14 protein-coding genes and 2 tRNA genes are annotated in these 19,076 nt (G+C 72.3%); 11 read left to right on the top strand and 5 right to left on the bottom strand.

The genetic code is table 11. The features are described from left to right. Positions 1-87: 87 nt before the first annotated feature. Entirely contained in the window at positions 88-1,746 is a 1,659-nt protein-coding gene (locus tag ACIBUY_RS15455) for a long-chain fatty acid--CoA ligase (RefSeq protein WP_399152810.1), read from the top strand. A 162-nt stretch (positions 1,747-1,908) separates the two neighbouring features. Here the strand turns inward: ACIBUY_RS15455 and ACIBUY_RS15460 are convergent, their stop codons facing one another. Both ACIBUY_RS15460 and ACIBUY_RS15465 read right to left on the bottom strand, forming a co-directional pair. Continuing rightward, positions 1,909-6,042 (bottom strand): PAS domain-containing protein, encoded by a 4,134-nt coding sequence (locus tag ACIBUY_RS15460; RefSeq protein WP_399152811.1) that lies wholly within the window; start codon positions 6,040-6,042, stop codon positions 1,909-1,911. Positions 6,043-6,245: 203 nt separating this feature from the next. After that, a complete protein-coding gene (locus tag ACIBUY_RS15465) occupies positions 6,246-6,731 on the bottom strand; it encodes an SSI family serine proteinase inhibitor (protein ID WP_365560550.1) in 486 nt (161 codons plus the stop codon). A gap of 160 nt (positions 6,732-6,891) precedes the next feature. Between ACIBUY_RS15465 and ACIBUY_RS15470 the strand changes: the two genes are divergently transcribed. From ACIBUY_RS15470 to ACIBUY_RS15480, 3 genes are all read left to right on the top strand, one after another. Then, a tRNA-Ser gene (locus ACIBUY_RS15470) sits at positions 6,892-6,982 on the top strand. 189 nt (positions 6,983-7,171) lie between these two features. Beyond that, positions 7,172-7,244: transfer RNA gene (locus ACIBUY_RS15475), tRNA-Arg, on the top strand. Between the two features lie 112 nt (positions 7,245-7,356). Beyond that, entirely contained in the window at positions 7,357-7,824 is a 468-nt protein-coding gene (locus tag ACIBUY_RS15480; RefSeq protein ID WP_399152812.1) for a hypothetical protein, read from the top strand. An 18-nt stretch (positions 7,825-7,842) separates the two neighbouring features. Here the strand turns inward: ACIBUY_RS15480 and ACIBUY_RS15485 are convergent, their stop codons facing one another. From ACIBUY_RS15485 to sigJ, 3 genes are all read right to left on the bottom strand, one after another. Continuing rightward, a complete protein-coding gene (locus tag ACIBUY_RS15485) occupies positions 7,843-8,283 on the bottom strand; it encodes a VOC family protein (protein WP_365560555.1) in 441 nt (146 codons plus the stop codon). Positions 8,284-8,374: 91 nt separating this feature from the next. Next, on the bottom strand, positions 8,375-9,631 hold the full coding sequence (locus tag ACIBUY_RS15490) for an NAD(P)/FAD-dependent oxidoreductase (protein ID WP_399152813.1): 1,257 nt from the start codon (positions 9,629-9,631) through the stop codon (positions 8,375-8,377). A gap of 97 nt (positions 9,632-9,728) precedes the next feature. After that, entirely contained in the window at positions 9,729-10,694 is a 966-nt protein-coding gene (gene sigJ, locus ACIBUY_RS15495; protein ID WP_399152814.1) for an RNA polymerase sigma factor SigJ, read from the bottom strand. Between the two features lie 105 nt (positions 10,695-10,799). Here sigJ and ACIBUY_RS15500 point away from each other — a divergent pair, with 105 nt between their 5' ends. The 7 genes from ACIBUY_RS15500 to ACIBUY_RS15530 all read left to right on the top strand — a co-directional run bounded on the left by ACIBUY_RS15500 (position 10,800) and on the right by ACIBUY_RS15530 (position 19,072). Beyond that, positions 10,800-11,717 (top strand): DUF2797 domain-containing protein, encoded by a 918-nt coding sequence (locus ACIBUY_RS15500; RefSeq protein ID WP_399152815.1) that lies wholly within the window; start codon positions 10,800-10,802, stop codon positions 11,715-11,717. A 231-nt stretch (positions 11,718-11,948) separates the two neighbouring features. Beyond that, entirely contained in the window at positions 11,949-12,242 is a 294-nt protein-coding gene (locus ACIBUY_RS15505; protein WP_365560562.1) for an antibiotic biosynthesis monooxygenase, read from the top strand. Next, positions 12,235-13,137 (top strand): amidohydrolase family protein, encoded by a 903-nt coding sequence (locus tag ACIBUY_RS15510; RefSeq protein ID WP_399152816.1) that lies wholly within the window; start codon positions 12,235-12,237, stop codon positions 13,135-13,137. Before ACIBUY_RS15505 ends, ACIBUY_RS15510 begins: the two co-directional genes overlap by 8 nt. Before the next feature lie 97 nt (positions 13,138-13,234). Further along, positions 13,235-13,990: a response regulator transcription factor gene (locus ACIBUY_RS15515; RefSeq protein ID WP_365560565.1), complete on the top strand. Its 756-nt coding sequence runs from the start codon at positions 13,235-13,237 to the stop codon at positions 13,988-13,990. Beyond that, complete coding sequence (locus ACIBUY_RS15520; protein WP_399152817.1) at positions 13,987-15,483, top strand: sensor histidine kinase; 1,497 nt, start codon at positions 13,987-13,989, stop codon at positions 15,481-15,483. The genes ACIBUY_RS15515 and ACIBUY_RS15520 overlap by 4 nt, the downstream gene beginning before the upstream one ends. 26 nt (positions 15,484-15,509) lie before the next feature. Continuing rightward, positions 15,510-16,913, top strand: coding sequence for a glycosyltransferase (locus ACIBUY_RS15525; RefSeq protein WP_399152818.1), 1,404 nt, complete (start codon positions 15,510-15,512; stop codon positions 16,911-16,913). After that, a complete protein-coding gene (locus ACIBUY_RS15530) occupies positions 16,910-19,072 on the top strand; it encodes a glycosyltransferase family 39 protein (protein ID WP_399152819.1) in 2,163 nt (720 codons plus the stop codon). Before ACIBUY_RS15525 ends, ACIBUY_RS15530 begins: the two co-directional genes overlap by 4 nt. Positions 19,073-19,076 lie beyond the last annotated feature (4 nt).

Here is a 19,076-nt window from a genome sequence, read left to right on the forward strand (position 1 = left end):
CATTCTCGGGAGTAGTGACATACCGAGTGGTATGCGGTGAGAATCGGCGGAACCCTACTGCTCCGTAGCGCCCACCGGGAGGACGCCGTGCTGAGCACGATGCAGGACGTACCGCTGACCGTGACCCGCCTCCTGAATCACGGGGTGCGGGTGCACGGCACCTCGCTGATCACCACGTGGACGGGCGAGGGCGAGCCGCACCGCCGTACGTTCGCCGAGGTGGGGGCCCGCACCGCGCAGCTCGCGCACGCGCTCCACGACGACCTGGGCATCCGCGGCGACGACCGTGTGGCAACGCTCATGTGGAACAACGCGGAGCACGTCGAGGCCTACTTCGCCGCGCCCGCCATGGGCGCCGTCCTGCACACGCTCAACCTCCGCCTCCCGGCGGAGCAGTTGACGTGGATCGTGAACCACGCCGCCGACCGCGTGATCATCGTCAACGGTTCGCTGCTGCCGCTCCTCGCGCCGTTGCTGCCCGGTCTGGCGACGGTCGAGCACGTCGTTGTGTCGGGGCCCGGCGACCGTTCCGTACTCGAAGGTGCGCGGGCCCAGGTCCACGAGTACGAGGAACTCATCGCCGGGAAGCCGACCGCGTACGACTGGCCGGAGCTGGACGAACGCCAGGCCGCGGCCATGTGCTACACCTCCGGCACCACCGGCGACCCCAAGGGTGTCGTCTACTCGCACCGTTCCATCTACCTGCACTCCATGCAGGTCAACATGACCCAGTCCATGGGGCTCACCGACTCCGACACCTCGCTCGTCGTCGTCCCGCAGTTCCACGTGAACGCCTGGGGCCTGCCGCACGCCACCTTCATGACCGGCGTGAACATGCTGATGCCGGACCGCTTCCTGCAGCCCGCGCCGCTCGCCGAGATGATCGAGTCCGAGCGACCCACGCACGCCGCCGCCGTCCCCACCATCTGGCAGGGCCTGCTCGCCGAGCTCACCGCCAAGCCGCGCGACGTCTCCTCCCTCGGCCAGGTCACCATCGGCGGCGCCGCCTGCCCGCCCTCGCTCATGAAGGCGTTCGACGAGCTCGGCATGCGCGTCTGCCACGCCTGGGGCATGACCGAGACGTCCCCGCTCGGCACTGTCTCGCGGCCCCCGGCCGGGGTCGAGCCGGGCAGCGACGAGGAGTTCGCGTACCGGCTCACGCAGGGCCGTTTCCCGGCAGGCGTCGAGGGACGCCTCAGCGGCCCCGGCGGCGAGATCCTGCCCTGGGACGGCGAGTCCGCGGGCGAGCTGGAGGTGCGCGGCAACTGGATCGCGGGCGCGTACTACGGAGGCGCCGCCCCGGATGCCGAACTGCTGCGCCCCGCCGACAAGTTCAGCGAGGACGGCTGGCTGAAGACCGGCGACGTCGGCACGATCAGCCCCGACGGCTTCCTCACCCTCACCGACCGCGCCAAGGACGTCATCAAGTCCGGCGGCGAGTGGATCTCGAGCGTCGACCTCGAGAACGCGCTGATGTCGCACCCGGACGTCGCCGAGGCCGCCGTCGTCGCCGTACCCGACGACAAGTGGGGCGAACGGCCGCTCGCCACCGTCGTGTTGAAGGAAGGCGCCACCGCCGACTTCGAGACGCTGCGCGGGTTCCTCGCCGAGAAGGTCGCCAAGTGGCAGCTGCCCGAGCGCTGGACGATCATCCCCGCCGTTCCGAAGACGAGCGTCGGCAAGTTCGACAAGAAGGTGCTGCGCAGGCAGTACGCGGACGGGGAGCTGGACGTCACCAAGCTCTGAGCATTCCGCTCTCCCGGGGCGGTTTGGCGGTGTGGCGGTTTCACGTGAAACAGGGGCGGTCCGAACGGGCCGCCCCTGTTTGTCAGTTGAGGACCACCTCAGTTGAGGATCACCTCAGTTGAGGAACTGCCTCAGCTGAGGAACCTGAGCTGAGGAACTGCCTCAGTTCGTGCCGATCCGCGCCAGCAGATCCACGATCCGGCTCTGCACCTCGGTGCTCGTGGAGCGCTCCGCCAGGAACAGCACCGTCTCCCCCGCCGCGAGCCGCGGCAGATCGGCGCCCTCGACGGCGGCGGTGTAGACGACGAGCGGCGTGCGGTTCAACTGGCCGTTCGCACGCAGCCAGTCGACGATGCCCGCACGCCGACGGCGTACCTGAAGCAGATCCATGACCACCAGGTTCGGCCGCATCTGCGCCGCCAGCGTCACCGCGTCCGCGTCGCTCGCGGCCCGCGCCACCTGCATCCCGCGCCGCTCCAGCGTGGCGGTCAGCGCGAGCGCGATCTCCTCGTGCTCCTCGATGAGCAGGACCCTCGGCGGGTGCTGCTCGCTGTCACGCGGGGCCAGCGCCTTGAGCAGCACCGCCGGGTCCGCACCGTACGCGGCCTCTCGCGTCGCCTGCCCCAGGCCCGCGGTCACCAGGACCGGCACCTCGGCCGCGACGGCGGCCGTGCGCAGCGACTGGAGCGCGGTCCGCGTGATGGGCCCGGTCAGCGGGTCCACGAACAGTGCGGCGGGGAACGCCGCGATCTGCGCGTCGACCTCCTCGCGCGAGTGCACGGTCACGGGGCGGTAGCCGCGGTCGCTCAGCGCCTGCTGCGTCGTGACATCCGGGGCGGGCCAGACCAGGAGCCGGCGCGGATTGTCGAGCGGCTCCGGCGGGAGCTCGTCGTCCATCGGCTGGGGCTGCGGCTTGGTGGCGATCTCGACCGCGCCGCCCGGACCGTCCAGCGGCTCGGGCCCCTCGTCGGCGTCGTGGTCGGGGGCGCCGATCGCGTAGGAACGGCCGCGGCCCTCCGAGGAGTTCGCGGAGTCCTGCGACAGGAGGGGCGACTGAGGCTGCGGATGCGGCCGGGCCGCGGCGGTCCCCCGCGGCGGCGTCCCCGTCCCCGTGGCCGCGGCGGTTCCCCGCGGCGGCGTCCCCGTCCCCGTGGCCGCGGCGGTCCCCGTCCCCGTCCCGGTCCCTGCCCCTGTGGCGCCGGACTCGGACTGCTCCTGCCGAGTGGACAGCTTGCGACGCCGCCCGGAACCACTGGGCGAACCGCCCTGCGTCTGCCCCTCAGCAGCCGAAGCCGCTGCCTGTACCGGCGGCGGCGTGGCCCCGGGACGGGCGGGCGTCTGCGGCGGCACGGGCCCCTGCGGCCGTCGCTGCTGCTCGGCCACCTGTCGGCCGAACGGCACGCCCTGTCCCAGGGTGCGCACGCTGAAGGCGCGGCCCTGCGTCGAGTTGGTGTCGTCGGTCGGCTGCTGCGGTGCCTCGGCGGGCAGCGGCTGGGCGGCACGCGGCCGCGGCGTGTTCTCCGGCGGCAGCGCGGAGGGCTTCGGTGTGCCCTGCGCGGGCGTGCTCTGCGCCGGGTGCGGCTGCGGCGGCGTGTGGTCCTCGGCCGGGTGCCCCGCGGCCTGGTGCTGCTGCGCCTCGTCCGGCAGGGGCAGCGGCTGAGCGGCCTGCGGCGTCGACGCGGCCTGCGCCGTCGACGCGGACTGCGGAGCACGGCCCTGCTGCGGCACGTCCCGCTGTACGTGGACCTCCTCGGCCCCTTCGAACCCTTCGGTCCCTTCGGCCCCCTCGAACCCTTCGACAGCTTCTACGTCGTTGGAGGCGGCCTGCGGTGCCGCGGTGGGCTGGGGCTCCGGAGCGCGGTCGGCCTGGGCGGGCGGCAGCGCGAAGGCCTCGCGCGGCCCGGCCGTCTCCTCGGGCGCCGCGGCGGCCTGAGCGGTGCCGAGCGCACGCCGCGCCCGCCGTCCCGAAGGCTGCCCGGATCCCGCACCGGTTCCCGCTCCGGCCAACTCCAGCTCACCGTGGGCCGGTTCACCGCCCTGCGCACCCTGCGCGGGGCCCGAAGGCAGTGCGGGCAGCGCCGCCTGCTCCGAACCGGTCGCGCGCCGGGCCCGACGCCCGGTCGGCGCGGGCACGCCCTGCGGCGGCACGGTCTCGCCCAACGCCGGGGAACCAGCCGCGTGTTCGGCCGCGGTGCGCACGGAGCCCTCGGCGGCCGGACCGTCCAGCGCGGGCCGCGCGCGGCGTCGGCCGGAGCCCTCGCCGCCCTCGGACGCGGTGGGCAGCTCGGGCTGCGTCTCGCTGTCCACAGGAGCGTCGGCCACGCCGGGCTCCTCGGCCGCCCGTCGCCCGCGCCGCCGGCCGGTACCGCCGCTGGGCCCGGCGCCCTGCACGCTGCTGTCCAGGAACGAGTCCACCGAGGGCCCGGCGGTCCGCCGCGCCCGGCGCCGCCCGCCCCCGCTGGTCGCGGTGGCCTGCTCGGGAAGATCGGGAAGGCCAGGGTGATCGGGAAGGCCAGGGTGATCGGGATGATCGGGAAGGTGCGCGGGAGCCGTCTCGGCCACCGGCTCGACGGGAACGGCGGGAACGGCGGGAACGACGCCCGCACCGGTACCGATCGGCACCTCAAGGACGTACGCACTGCCGCTCATGCCCGGCATCTCGTGCGTCTGCAGCACACCGCCGTGCGCCCGCACGATGCCCCGCACGATCGGCTCGTGCACCGGGTCGCCGCCCGCGTACGGGCCGCGTACCTCGATGCGTACGCTGTCGCCGCGCTGCGCGGCGGCCACGACGACGGTCGAGTCGACGTATCCGGCGCCGGCCGGGACGCGCGCGTTGCCGGTGGCGTCGATCCCGGCCACGTCGGCGATCAGATGGGCGAGCGCGGTGGCCAGGCGGCCCGCGTCGACCTCGGCCTCGATCGGCGGCGCGTGCACGGCGAACTGCAGGCGCCCGGGCCCGACGAGCTCCACGGCCCCGTCGACACCGGCCGCGACGACGGCGTCCAGCATCACCGGCGTACGCGACAACCGGGCGTTGCCCGCGTCGAGGAGCTGATAGGCCAGCACGTTGTCGACCAGGGTCGTCATGCGCGCGTAGCCCGCGGACAGATGGTGCAGCACCTGGTTCGCCTCGGGCCACAGCTGGCCCGCGTCGTCCGCGGCCAGCTGGCCCAGTTCGCGCCGGAGTTCGTCGAGCGGTCCGCGCAGCGACTGGTCGAGGACGGCGAGCAACTGCGCGTGGCGCGCGGCCAGCTCCTCGAACCGGTCCTTCTCGCGCTCGGCGAAGGCGGCGCCCCGCTCCCGCTCCGCGGAGAGTTCCTCGGCGTGCTGCTCACGCGTCTCGGCGAGCTCGGCGACCAGCTCGCCGCGCACCCGCTCGAGCTCGGCGGCGCGCTCCTCGCGCTCCTGCTCGGCGGCCTCGTCGCGCCGGGCGAGCTCCGCGGCGTGCTCGTCGACCAGCTTGTCGTAGGGGCGGCGGTCGGTGAACGTCATGACGGCGCCCACCAGTTGGTCCCCGTCGCGCACCGGCGCCGTCGTCATGTCGACGGGCACCTTCTCGCCCTTGCGGTCCCACAGGACCTGCCCGCGCACCCGGTGCTTGCGCCCGGAGCGCAGGGTGTCGGCGAGCGGCGACTCCTCGTACGGGAAGGGCTCGCCGTCGGCCCGCGAGTGCAGGACGAGCGCGTGCAGCTCCTGCCCGCCCAGGTCGCTCGCGCGGAACCCGAGGATCTGCGCGGCGGCGGGATTGACGAGGACGATCCGCCCGTCCGTGTCGGTCCCGACCACACCCTCCGCTGCGGCGCGCAGGATCATCTCGGTCTGCCGCTGCGAACGGGCCAGTTCGGCCTCGGTGTCGAGGGTCCCCGAAAGATCACGTACGACGAGCATCAGCAGCTCGGAGCCGCTGTAGCTGCCGCCGCCGAGGCCACCGCTGCCGTACGGGTCCACGGCGTCGCGCGCGCCGTCGGCGAGATTCGCGCTCGTGACCTCGACCGGGAACTCGCTGCCGTCGGTGCGCCGCGCGACCATCCGCGTCGGCTTCGTCCGCCCGCGCTCGTCGGTCGCGGTGTCGGGCCGCCGCATCGATCCGGGGATCAGCCGGGAGTCGAACTCCGGCAGCAGATCGAGCAGTCCGCGCCCCACGAGGGCGGTGCCCGGCGCCTCGAAGGCCTCGAGGGCGATCGAATTGGCGTTGACGACGGTCCCGTTGGTGTTGACCAGCACCAATGCATCGGGGAGCGCATCGAGTATGGCTGCGAGGCGAGCAGCGCCTCGGGATGGCCTGCTGCTCACGACGACGCTTCCTCCCTGATGTACCGCTTTACCGCGACGTGTCGGCCGCGCAGGCCATCTTGCCTCGCGGCGCGCAACGTGTCACGGGAGGGAGTCTACGGGCAGAGGTTGCGGTCGCGACGCCGGATGAGAGGGAGCCCACGTAGAGGATGTGCGGATCCCGAGAGGGCCACGTCGCGAAGGCGTGACCGGTGGACCCACGGTCACGGAGCTGTTGCAGGCAGCACGGGGATCAGCCCGTTCCACCGCGAGATCTCGCAGCCGTCGGTGAGCTTGTACGAGGCGTCGACGGAGCGCCCGTGCCAGGTCCCCGTGATGTGCGCGGTGGCGGCGCCGCCGTACTGCATCGTGCAGTACGTGCCACTGGGCACCGGCGCGAACGGATCCTGCCCGCCCGCCGCCAGCTCGTCGAGCCGGCCGCAGGCGCCCGCCGGGTCGGGGTGGGTCCCGCCGGCGGGACCGCAGTCCAGTTCGTACGTGCCGTCGGTGCCGTTGCCCGAGTCGGCGACGGCGACGGTCAGCCGGTCGCCGCCGAGCGGGGCGTCGGGCGAGCCGAACGGGGGCGGCGGCAGCAGGTAGGGGCCGGTGTCGGCGTGGGCGGCGACCGGCAGGGCCACGACGGCGGCGACCGAGGCGGCGGCGCCGAGCAGCAGCCGGGACGCGCGGGACGGGATTCGGGTCGAGAACATGCCGTGCCTAACGTGCGGCCCCGCCGCGACGTTGCGCCTCGGCAATGGGCTTTGCCCTGCGGCCCGCGTGCCTAGTACCGTAGGGGGCGATTGGTGACACGGCGCTCAGCTGTGTCATCATCTGCACGCACCGACTCGCGCTCGCGCGGGCGGCTGTGCTGGAGGCGTCGCCTAGTCCGGTCTATGGCGCCGCACTGCTAATGCGGTTTGGGCCTTAAAGCCCATCGAGGGTTCAAATCCCTCCGCCTCCGCCCCAAGATCCGAAGCCCCGGTCCTGCTGGACCGGGGCTTCGGTGTTTCCTTCGACCGTGGGCACGTTTCCGCAGGTCACAACGGGTGCGGCAAACGGATTTCACATGGCGGCGGCAGTCATGTAATGTTCTGTCTGTCGCCGGGAACGGGCCGAGAGGCCGGGAAACGAAGACAAAAACTAAAGACAAGCACTCGTAGCTTAACGGATAGAGCATCTGACTACGGATCAGAAGGTTGCAGGTTCGAATCCTGCCGAGTGCACACAGGTCAAAGGCCCCGGAGCGATCCGGGGCCTTTGGCGTTTCTGCTTCGGGGGGATCTCATGCGCTGCTTCACCCGCAACACCGGCATGGCTCTGGCTGCCGTCGCGCTGATGACTGGCGTGACCTCCGCCTGTTCGGGCTCGTCCGCGGAGTCGAAGGCTCCCCAGCAGCGGAAGACGGCGAGTTCCAGCGCCTCGTCCGCAGCGCAGCCGGCCTCTCGGTCAGGCCGGGAGGAACTGGACGAGGAAGCCCGCAGGTTGCTCGGCATCCCGGATCGCTGGGAGGCGGACGAGAAGGGCTTGGTCTCGTCCGGTTCCCTCGCGCTGCCCGGAGAGAATCTGGACGAGACCGTCGAGCCCGGTACCGCTCTGCGGGTGGAGGTGGCATGTGCGGGCGAAGGCACGGTCACCTTCACGGTCGTTTCAGGCACCGCCAAGACCGCACAGCGCGTCGACTGTACGCAGCCGATGACGAACGGGTTCGACTTCACCACGGCCGGGTCCAGTCTTGCGATCCAGGCGGATTCGCCCGACGAACAAGAGGTGGGCACCGCCTACGTGGTGAGCCGCACCACATGACCGACCGACCGTTCGCGGTCAGTGCAGTTGCTGGGCCAGGCCGACGATGATGCCCTCCGGGCCGCGGACGTAGCAGAGCAGGTAGCTGTCCTCGTAGCGGGCGATCTCGCCGAGGAGTTCGGCGCCGTGGGGGCGCAGGCGGGTGACCGTGGCCTCGAGGTCGTCGACGGCGAACATGACGCGGTGCGTGCCCAGGATGTTGTGGGGCTTGTCGCGCGGGGCGATGGTGGTCGCCGCGGGGGTGCGGTACCTCGAGAGTTCGAGGCGGCTGTGGCCGTCGGGGGTGCGGACCATCGCGATGTCGCAGTGGACGCCGTCGAGTCCGGTGCACTGGTCGGCGACCGGGCCCTTGACCTCTGCCCTGCCCTCCAGCTCCATGCCGAGCTCCACGAAGAACTCGATGGCGGCGTCCATGTCCTCGACGACGATGCCGACGTTGTCCATCCGCTGAATCGCCATGGTGGCTTCTCCTTCTTCTTCGCCTCTGGTGCGCTTCCGATGCGCCTTTGATGTTCCTGGGACGAAGCCGTCGACACGTTCTCGACATTCTTCAGAGCGTTGATTCCTGGCGCGTCGCCGTTTCGGGCATCGGCTGCGGCTGCCGTACGAGGGGGCGGCGGCGGGTCGGGAGGCCGAGGGTCGGGTTGGCCACGCCCCAGGCCGCGCCCTTGCAGATCAGTTCCTTGTAGAGCGCGGCGAATCGGCCCGTCAGCGCTGCCCGGACCGCGCGGTCGTCGGCGGTGACGTACTGGATGACGCCTTCCTTGCGGCCCAGGGAGATGCACTGGTTGAAGTAGCGCGGCGTGATCTCGGGGAGCTTGGTGGCCGTGAGGCGGGCCGCGATGGCGTCGGCGGCCTGCCAGGCCATGGGGGTGCCCGAGGCGCACGACATCCGCAGGGGCTTGTCGCCCGGGCCGATGGCCAGGGCCGCGTCCCCGACGGCGTACACGTCGGGGTGCGAGAGCGAGCGCATGGTGGCGTCGACCTCGATCCGGCCGGTGTCCGTGGTCTGCAGGGTGGTGGCCCGGGCGAGGGGGTGGACGGCGAAGCCGGTCGTCCAGATCGTGACCTCGGCCGGGATCGTCGTGCTGGCGGAGGTCGTGATGCGGTCGGGCGTGACCTCGGTGACCGCGGTGTGCTCGTGCACCGTGATGCCCAGGCGGGCGCAGACCTTGCGGAGGTGTTCGCGGGCCTTGGGGGCGAGCCAGTCGCCGAGTTCGCCGCGGGCGGCCAGGGCGACGTCGAGGTCGGGGCGGGCCTCGGCGATCTCGGTCGCGGCCTCCAGGCCGGTGAGCCCGCCGCCGACGACGACCACGGGGCGGCCGGCCGCCAGGCGGGCCAGGCGGTCGCGCAGCCGGAGCGCTCCGGGGCGGCTCGCGATCTCGTGGGCGTACGCGGTCGTGCCGGGGACGGCCTGGGGGTTCCAGCCGCTGCCGAGGGCGTAGACGAGGGTGTCGTACGGGAGTTCCTCCGTGACTCCCTTCGTGATTCCCTTCGTGGTTCCGTCCGTGAGTTCCTTCGGGGCGGTGGCCGGGCTTTGTACCGTGACCGTCTTGTTGTCGGGGTCGACCGACGTGACCGTTGCCTGCTTCAGTTCGACGCCGGTGCCCGCGAACATCTCGCGGAAGGGGCGGGGCCGCAGGTCCTGGCCGACCGCCAGCTGGTGCATCCGGACGCGCTCGACGAAGTCGGGCTCGGCGTTGACGAGGGTGATGGTGACGTCCTCGGGGCGCAGTCGCTTGGCGAGGCGGCCGGCGGCGATCGCACCGGTGTAGCCGGCTCCGAGGACGATGATGCGGTGCTGCATTTCCGGGCTCCTGTCGGACGTGTCTCACGCGGTGTCGACCCTTGAACCGGGCAGCCCGACGATTCCTGACAGGGATGTGGTGTGAAGCAGGTCACAGTCAGGGTTGCAGGGCGCGGAAGAGCGGGTCTCCGTGGTCCGTGGCCGCCCACTGACGGGTCGCGCGCTCCAGCTTGTCGGGGTTGACCTGGCTGCGGACCGCGGTGATGCCCTCGGCGGTGATCTCCAGGCACATGACGCCGACGACCCGGCCGTCGACGACCGCGACGACCGCGGGGGCGCCGTTCGCCGTGGTGAGGTGGATGTCGGGTGCGCCGCCGATCAGCTTGCGCTTGGCCTCGGCGGGCTTGAACAGGCCCCGCAGGAACGTCGCCACCGCGACGGCGCCCTCGAACGCCTTCGCGCGGGCCGGGACCTTGCCGCCGCCGTCGCCGATCGCGATCGCGTCCTCGGTGAGCAGCCGGATGAGCGGTTCCGTGCGGCCGCTCGTGGCCGCGGCGAGGAATTCCTCGACGATCCTGCGGGCCGTCGCCTCGTCGATCTCGGTGCGGGCCTTGCCGTCGGCGACGCGCTTCTTGGCGCGGTGCAGGATCTGCTGGCTGGCGGCCTCGGTGAGGTCGAGGATCTCGGCGATCTCCCGGTGCGGGTAGTCGAACGCCTCGCGCAGGACGTAGACCGCACGCTCGTTGGGCGAGAGCCGCTCCAGGACGGTGAGGACCGCGTACGTGACCGACTCGTGGCGCTCTGCGGTATCGGCGGGGCCGCCGGGCGCGGGGCCGAGCATCGGGTCGCCGGCGAGCAGCGGTTCGGGGAGCCACTGGCCCACGTAGGTCTCGCGTCGGGCGCGGGCCGAGGTGAGCTGGTTGAGGCACAGGTTGGTGAGGACCTTCGTCAGCCAGGCCTCGGGGACCTCGATGCGCTCCGTGTCGGCGGCCTGCCAGCGCAGGTACGTGTCCTGCACGGCGTCCTCCGCCTCGCTCGCCGAGCCGAGGAGGCGATAGGCGAGGGCCTCCAGGCGGGGCCTGAAGGCCTGGAACCGGTCCACGTCGACAGCGTGCAGAGGCATGGCCCGGATCCTAGCCCGCGGCCAAGTCCCGGTCGGGCGGCGGCTGGTGGGCGTCAGCTGTCGGGCGTCGCGGGCGTTGTCAGTGGGGTGCGCCATCCTGGGCGTATGACGTGGTGGTGCACCGGGATGCGGTGGCGGGACGGCGGGCCGGTGTTCGGGTGGACCACGGGGGAAGGGGGCGAGCGGGACAGTGCGGTGCGGTTCGGGGAGCCGCTGGCGTTCCGGGTCGGGGGAGCCCGGCGGTGTCTCGGGGTGTGGCGGGGCGGGCGGCACACCCCGTGTCCGGGGCGGGACGCGGTGCCGGTGCGGGGGACGCGGGCGCAGTGCGCGGAGTGCGCCGGGATCGACCGGGCGCATTCCGTGGCCGCGGACACCGTCGCGGACGATCCGCGGCCGTACCGGGTGTACCTGGCGTGGTTCGGGGACGGGCTCGTGAAGGTGGGCATCACGGGGGCGGGGAGGGGCAGTGCGCGGTTGCTGGAGCAGGGGGCCGTCGCCTTCACGTGGCTGGGGGTGGGACCGCTGATGGCGGCGCGGCGGGCCGAGGAGTTGTTGCGGGTGGCGCTCGGCGTGCCGGACCGGATCCCGTACGAGAAGAAGCGGCTGGTGCGGGCCGGGCTCGGGCAAAGGGCCGTGCGGGGTGGGGAGTTGGTGGATGCGCATGCCGTTGCCGTGGGGCTCGTGGGGTGGCCGGAGTCCTTGGAGCGGCTGCCGTGCGACGTGGTCGACCACGGGGAGGTGTTCGGGCTGGGCGCGGTGGACGGGGTGGACGCCGTGGTGAGCGGGCTCGCCGAGGGGGCGGTCGTCGAGGGGACGGTGAGCGCCGCCGCCGGGCCCGATCTGCATCTCGTCGAGCCGGGCGGGCGGCGGCTCGTGGTGGACACGCGGGTGCTGGCCGGGTGGCCACTGGAGCGGGCCGAGCGGGCCGAACGGGCCGAGGGGGCGGAGGGGGCTCAGCGCGGGGTGAGTGGGGCGGGCTTCGAGGTGCGGGAGGTGCCGGTGGTGCAGGGAGGGTTGTTCTAGGCGCGGGCTCGAAGCGTCTGGCCGCCCGGGGTGGGTTTGCTGACCGGAGGGTCAAGTCTCGGATCCCGTACGGCAAGGAGGGGTCGGACAGGGTGGACAGCGGGCGGAGTGCGGGTGACCGTGGGGGACATGAGTGATCACAGTCATGCGCCTGTTGAACCGCCTCGCCCATCGCCCGACGTCGCACAGGCTTGCCCCCTGCCCGCCTTCGAACCGCCTTACTACGCCGTGGTGTTCAGCTCCATAAGGACCGAGGGGGACGGTGGCTACGGGGAGACGAGTGACCGGTTGGACGAGTTGGTGAAGGAGGTGCCCGGGTACCTCGGGCACGAGTCCGCGCGGACGCCCGGGCCCGGTGGGCTCGGGATCACCGTGTCGTACTTCCGGGACGTCGCCGCCATCGAGGAGTGGCGGTCCGTCGGCACGCACCGGGACGCGCAGAAGCAGGGGCGCGCCGAGTGGTACGAGCGGTACACCGTGCACGTCGCCAGGGTCGAGCGCAGCCACGGGTTCGCGCGTGACTAGCGGGGCGGCCCCCGGTGCGGGCGAGGCCGAGCTCGTCGCGGCGTTCCGCGCGCGGCACGGGCTGCCCGGGCTCGTCGACGTGCACACGCACTTCATGCCGGACCGGGTGCTGCGCAAGGTGTGGGCGTACTTCGACGCGGCCGGGCCGCTCGTGGGGAGCGAGTGGCCGATCACGTACCGGGAGGAAGAGGGTCAACGGCTCGCACGGCTGCGGGAGTTCGGGGTCGTCGCCTTCACGTCGATGGTCTATCCGCACAAGGCCGGGATGGCCGAGTGGCTGAACGGATGGGCCGCCGGTTTCGCCGCGCGGACCCCCGACTGTCTGCACACCGCCACGTTCTTTCCCGAGCCGGGCGTGGAGGCGTACGTGCGGCGGGCGGTCGAGGACGGGGCCCGCGTGTTCAAGGCGCATGTGCAGGTGGGCGCGTACGACCCGACCGACCAGCTGCTCGACCCCGTGTGGGGGCTGCTCGCCGAGGCCCGGGTGCCGGTCGTGACGCACTGCGGCTCCGGGCCCGCGCCCGGCAAGCACACCGGGCCCGAACCGATGGCGCGGGTGCTGGCCCGGCATCCGCGGCTGCCGCTCGTCGTGGCGCACCTGGGGATGCCGGAGTACGCGGAGTTCATGGACCTGGCCGAGCGGTACCCGGAGGTGCGGCTCGACACGACGATGGCCTTCACCGACTTCAGCGAGCGGCAAGTGCCTTTCCCGGAGAGCGAGTTGGGGCGGTTGCGGGATCTCGGGGATCGCGTGCTGCTCGGGAGCGACTTTCCCAACATTCCGTATCCGTACGTGCACCAGCTGGAGTCGATCGAGCGGCTCGGGCTCGGCAGCGAGTGGGTGCGGGCCGTGTGTCATGGGAACGGGGCGCGGCTCTTTCTCGGCGCGGCCTGAAGGGCAGGGCGGACGCCTGAGAAACTCCTGTGAGTTTCTCAGGGGATTCACAGGTTCGGGAAAGAGTGTTCTCAGAGGCGCGTCGCAGGGTTGCACCATGACCGCGACCTCGCCCCAGGGGCGTACCGAACTGCTGAGGCCGGACGGGAGCCCCGTCCGGGTGCTTGTCGTGGACGACGAGCAGTCCATCACCGAGCTGTTGTCCATGGCCCTGCGTTACGAAGGCTGGCAGATCCGGGCCGCCGGTGACGGGGCCGGAGCCGTGCAGACCGCACGTGAGTTCCGGCCCGACGCCGTCGTGCTCGACATGATGCTGCCCGACATGGACGGGCTGAGCGTCCTCGGGCGCCTGCGCCGGGAGCTGCCGGACGTGCCCGTGCTGTTCCTGACCGCCAAGGACGCCGTCGAGGACCGGATCGCGGGCCTGACGGCCGGTGGCGACGACTACGTCACCAAGCCGTTCAGCCTGGAGGAGGTCGTCGCGCGGCTGCGCGGGCTGATCCGGCGGACCGGGGCGTCCGACCGGCGCAGCGAGTCCGTGCTCGTGGTCGGTGACCTGATGCTCGACGAGGACTCCCACGAGGTGTCGCGGGGCGGGACCGGGATCCATCTGACCGCGACCGAGTTCGAGCTGCTGCGGTTCCTCATGCGCAATCCGCGGCGCGTGCTCAGCAAGGCCCAGATCCTCGACCGGGTCTGGAGCTATGACTTCGGCGGGCAGGCGAACGTCGTCGAGCTGTACATCTCGTACCTGCGGCGCAAGATCGACGCCGGGCGTGAGCCGATGATCCACACGCGGCGCGGGGCGGGATATCTCATCAAGCCGGCCGTGGCGACGACGCCCGCGTCGTGAGGCGGGCCCGCACCCTGCGGACCCGGCTCGTCGTCACGGCGGTGGGGCTGATCGCCCTGGTGGCCGTGGTCATCGGGGCGGTGACGACGATGGCGCTGCACTCGTACCTGTACAAGCAGCTGGACGGCAAGGTCGGGCAGGTCGCGCAGATGGCCGACGATCCCGGCAGGCGAGGCCCGATCCAGCAGCAGGGCGGGGACGCGCTGGCCTTCCTGGCCATGCCGGGTCCCGGGGGCGGGAAGACCGTCGGCGCGCGGCTCGACGCGAACGGCACCATCGTCGACGCCAAGCGCTCGGACCCCGACCGGAAGACCAGCACGGGCACCCTCGGCCTGACCGCCGACCAGCAGGCCACCCTCGCCTCCGTCGCCCGTGACGGCAAGCCCCACAACGTCGACCTGCCGGGCCTCGGCAGCTACCGGGTGCAGCTGTCCAAGGGCGGCAACCTCCTGGTGGGTCTGCCGACCGACGAGGTCGATTCCACCGTCAACACCCTTGTCCTCATAGAGGCGTTGGTCAGTGCCGCCGGGCTGCTGGCCGCCGGGGTCACCGGCGTCGTCATGGTCGGCGTGGCCATGCGCCCCCTCCGCCGAGTCGCAGCGACAGCGACCCGCGTCTCCGAACTCCCCCTGCACAGCGGCGAAGTCACCCTCTACGAACGCGTCCCCGACGCCGAGGCCGATCCGCGGACCGAGGTCGGGCAGGTCGGTGCCGCGCTCAATCGGATGCTCGACCACGTGCACGGCGCCCTCCAGTCGCGCCAGCAGAGCGAGACGCGGGTGCGGCAGTTCGTCGCGGACGCCAGTCACGAGCTGCGCACACCGCTCGCCTCCATCCGCGGGTACGCCGAACTGACCCGGCGCGGGCGCGAGGAGACCGGGCCCGACACCCGGCACGCGCTCGGCCGCATCGAGTCCGAGGCGCACCGGATGACCGGACTCGTCGAGGACCTGCTGCTGCTGGCGCGGCTCGACTCCGGGAGACCGTTGTCGTACGAGCCAACCGACGTGTCCCCCTTGGTCATTGACGCGCTGGGCGACGCCCGCGCCGCCGGGCAGGACCACAAGTGGCGGCTCGAACTGCCCGACGAGCCGGCCACCGTGCTCGCCGACTCCGCCCGCCTGCACCAGGTCCTGGTGAACCTGCTGGCCAACGCCCGTACGCACACCCCGCCCGGCACCACCGTCACCGCCCGCGTGCACCGGCACGGCCCCTGGGTCTGTCTGGACGTGCAGGACGACGGGCCGGGGATTCCCGGCGAGCTGCTGCCGCACGTCTTCGAGCGGTTCGCTCGCGGGGACTCGTCGCGGTCGCGGAAGGCGGGGTCCACCGGGCTCGGACTCGCCATCGTGCAGGCGGTCGCGGCCGCGCACGGGGGCGCGGTGACCGCGGACAGCGTGCCCGGCAGGACCGTGTTCACCGTGCATCTGCCCGTGTACAACGAGCCCGTCACGTACTCACAGGCAGGGCAAAGCCTCACCACACAGCGCTGACAGGGCAGTTGACGAACGTCGGCGGCATGCGAACCGACTCTTCTGCGGGCCTCGGCCCCACCGCCGCGAGGTTCGGGGCGCTGCCGGCGCGGGAGCACCTTCCCGTGGGCAGCGGCCTCGTGCCGGTCCTGGACGTCGTCATCCCCGTGTACAACGAGGAGAAGGACCTCGGCGCGTGCGTGCGCAGACTCCACCAGCACCTGGTGCGCACCTTCCCGTACCGCTTCCGCATCACCGTCGCGGACAACGCCTCCACCGACACGACCCCGCAGGTGGCACGGCGGCTGACCGCCGAGCTGCCCGAGGTCACGTACTTCCGGCTCGAGCAGAAGGGCCGCGGGCGCGCCCTGCGGACCGTGTGGTCGGCGTCCGACGCGCCGATCCTCGCGTACATGGACGTGGACCTGTCCACCGATCTGAACGCGCTGCTGCCGCTCGTCGCCCCGCTGATCTCCGGGCACTCCGACCTCGCCATCGGCTCGCGGCTCGCGCGCTCCTCTCGGGTCGTGCGCGGCCCGAAGCGGGAGTTCATCAGCCGCGCCTACAACCTCATCCTGCGCGGTTCGCTGCAGGCCCGTTTCTCCGACGCCCAGTGCGGCTTCAAGGCGATCCGGCGCGATGTCGCGCAGGTGCTGCTGCCGCTGGTCGAGGACACCGGCTGGTTCTTCGACACCGAGATGCTGGTGCTCGCCGAGCGTGCGGGCCTGCGCATCCACGAGGTGCCCGTCGACTGGGTCGACGACCCGAACTCGACCGTGCACATCGTGAAGACGGCGACCGACGACCTGAAGGGCGTGTGGCGGGTGGGCAAGGCCCTCGCCACCGGTTCGCTGCCGCTCGACCGGCTCGCCCGCCCCTTCGGCGACGACCCGCGCGACCGCCAACTCCCGGGCGTGCCCAAGGGGTTGGCCCGCCAGCTCGTCGGCTTCTGCGTCGTCGGCGGCCTGTCGACCCTGCTCTACCTCCTGCTGTACTCCGGCTTCCGTACGTTCTCGGGGGCGCAGGTCGCCAACGGGCTCGCCCTGTTCGTCTCGGCCCTCGCCAACACGGCCGCCAACCGGCGCCTCACCTTCGGCGTGCGCGGCCGCGACAAGGCGATGCGCCACCAGGCCCAGGGCATCGTCGTCTTCGGCATCGGATGGGCCCTGACCAGCGGCTCGCTTGCCGCCCTGAACGCGGCGTCCGGCGACCCCGCGCACTCCACCGAGCTGGCCGTCCTGATCGCGGCGAACCTCGCGGCGACCGTCCTGCGGTTCCTGCTCTTCCGGGCCTGGGTGTTCCCCGCCGAGCGGACGGACACCCCGGCCGCCCCCGCTCCAGCCGCCTCCGTCACGACTCCTCAGGTTCCGCAGGCCTGGGACGACGCCACCGCGCAGATGGCGCCGGTGCGCGCACACGACCCGTACCTCGACCCCAGGGATCCCCGATGACGAGCACCGAGACGACGACCACCGGGACGACGGCCACGAGTACGGCGCTAGGCCCGCCGCCCCTCGCCGACAGCGGCGGCGGCCACGGCCGCCCCGAGCAGCCCTTCCTCGTCCGGGTTTGGCGCGGGCGGCCCGAGGACGCGCCCTGGGTGCGCCCCGCCTTCCTCGGCCTGCTGCTCGTCATCGGCCTCGCGTACCTGTGGGACCTGTCCGCCTCCGGATACGCCAACTCCTTCTACTCGGCGGCGGTTCAGGCGGGCAGCGAGAGCTGGAAGGCGTTCTTCTTCGGCTCGTCCGACGCGGCCAACGCCATCACCGTCGACAAGCCCCCGGCCGCACTGTGGCCGATGGCCCTGTCCGTACGCCTCTTCGGCCTCGGCTCGTGGGCGATCCTCGTCCCCGAGGTGCTCATGGGCATGGCCACCGCGGGTGTGCTCTACGCGGCCGTGCGCCGCCGGTTCAGTGCGGCGGCGGGCCTGATCACCATGGCCGTGTTCGCGACGACGCCGGTCGCCGCGCTGATGTTCCGCTTCAACAACCCGGACGCGCTGCTCGCCCTCCTCATGACCGTCACGGTCTCCTGCGTGCTGCGCGCCATGGAGCGGGGCCGCACCAAGTGGCTGATCTGGGCGGGCGTCGCCGTCGGCTTCGCGTTCCTCACCAAGACCCTGCAGGCCTTCCTGATCCTGCCGCCGCTGGCCGTCCTCTACGCGGTCTTCGCACCGACGCGGCTGCGCAGGCGGCTCGGTCAACTGGCGCTCTCCGGGCTCGCGATGGTCGTCGCGGGCGGCTGGTGGGTGGCGATCGTCGAACTGTGGCCCGCGTCCTCGCGGCCGTACATCGGCGGCTCCCAGAACAACTCCTTCCTTGAACTGACCTTCGGCTACAACGGACTCGGCCGCATCAACGGCGACGAGACCGGCAGCGTGGGAGGGGGCGGGGGCGGCGGAGGCGGTGGCACCGGGCAGTGGGGCGAGACCGGCCTGACCCGGATGTTCAACTCCGAGATCGGCAGCCAGATCTCCTGGCTGATCCCGGCCGCGCTGATCCTGTTCGTCGCCGGTGTCGTGCTGACCTGGAGGGCGAAGCGGACCGACACGGCCCGCGCCGCGTTCCTCGCCTGGGGCGGCTCGCTGCTGATGACCGGCCTGGTCTTCAGCTTCATGGCCGGCATCTTCCACCAGTACTACACGGTCGCCCTGGCCCCCTACCTCGCGGCGCTCGTCGGGATGGGCGCCACGGTGCTCTGGGAGGAACGCGCCCGGATCACGGCCTCGGCCACGCTCGGCGTCTGCGTCGCCGTCACGGCCGTGTGGGGGTACGTGCTCCTGGGCCGGACGCCCGACTATCTGCCGTGGCTGCGGTGGGCCGTGCTGATCGGCGGCCTCGTCGCCGGTCCCGGACTCGCCTTCGCGGGCCGCCTGAACCGCCAACTCGCGCTGAGCGCGGCCGGGTTGGGCCTCGTCGCCGCACTGGCCGCACCGACCGCGTACACCCTCAGCACGCTGAACACCGGGCACACCGGGTCGATCGTCACGGCCGGGCCTTCCGGGGCGAGCATGATGGGCGGCGGGGGGCCCGGCGGCGGCGGGGGAGGCCGGGGTGGCGGTATGCCCGGTGGCCAAGGCGGCCAGGGCGGCCAGGGCGGACCGCAGCAGGGAGGCCAGGGCGGACCGCAGCAGGGTGGTCAGATGGGCCGGCCCCCGATGGGCAACGGCAACGCCAACGGCAAGGGCAATCAGCAGGGCGGCGGCTTCCCCGGCGGCGGCATGGGCGGTCTGCTCAACGGGGCCGAGGTCAGCGCCAAGGCCAAGTCGCTGCTGGAGCAGGACGCCGGGGACTACACCTGGGTCGCGGCCACGGTCGGTTCGCAGAACCAGGCGAGCTACCAACTCGCCACCGGCGACCCGGTGATGGCGATCGGCGGCTTCAACGGGACGGACCCGTCCCCGACGCCGGCCCAGTTCAAGCAGTACGTCGAGGACGGCAGGATCCACTACTTCATCGCCAGCGGTTCCAGTGGCTCCCGTGGCGGCGGTGGCGGCATGGGCGGGTCGAGCTCCGGCTCGTCGGCCGAGATCACGTCCTGGGTCGAGGACAACTTCAAGAAGGTGACGGTCGGCTCCGCCACGTTCTACGACTTGACCCAGCCCAGCTAGGTAC

This window comes from Streptomyces sp. NPDC050085 (assembly GCF_044460595.1).
In the GTDB taxonomy this organism is placed as follows: Bacteria; Actinomycetota; Actinomycetes; order Streptomycetales; family Streptomycetaceae; genus Streptomyces.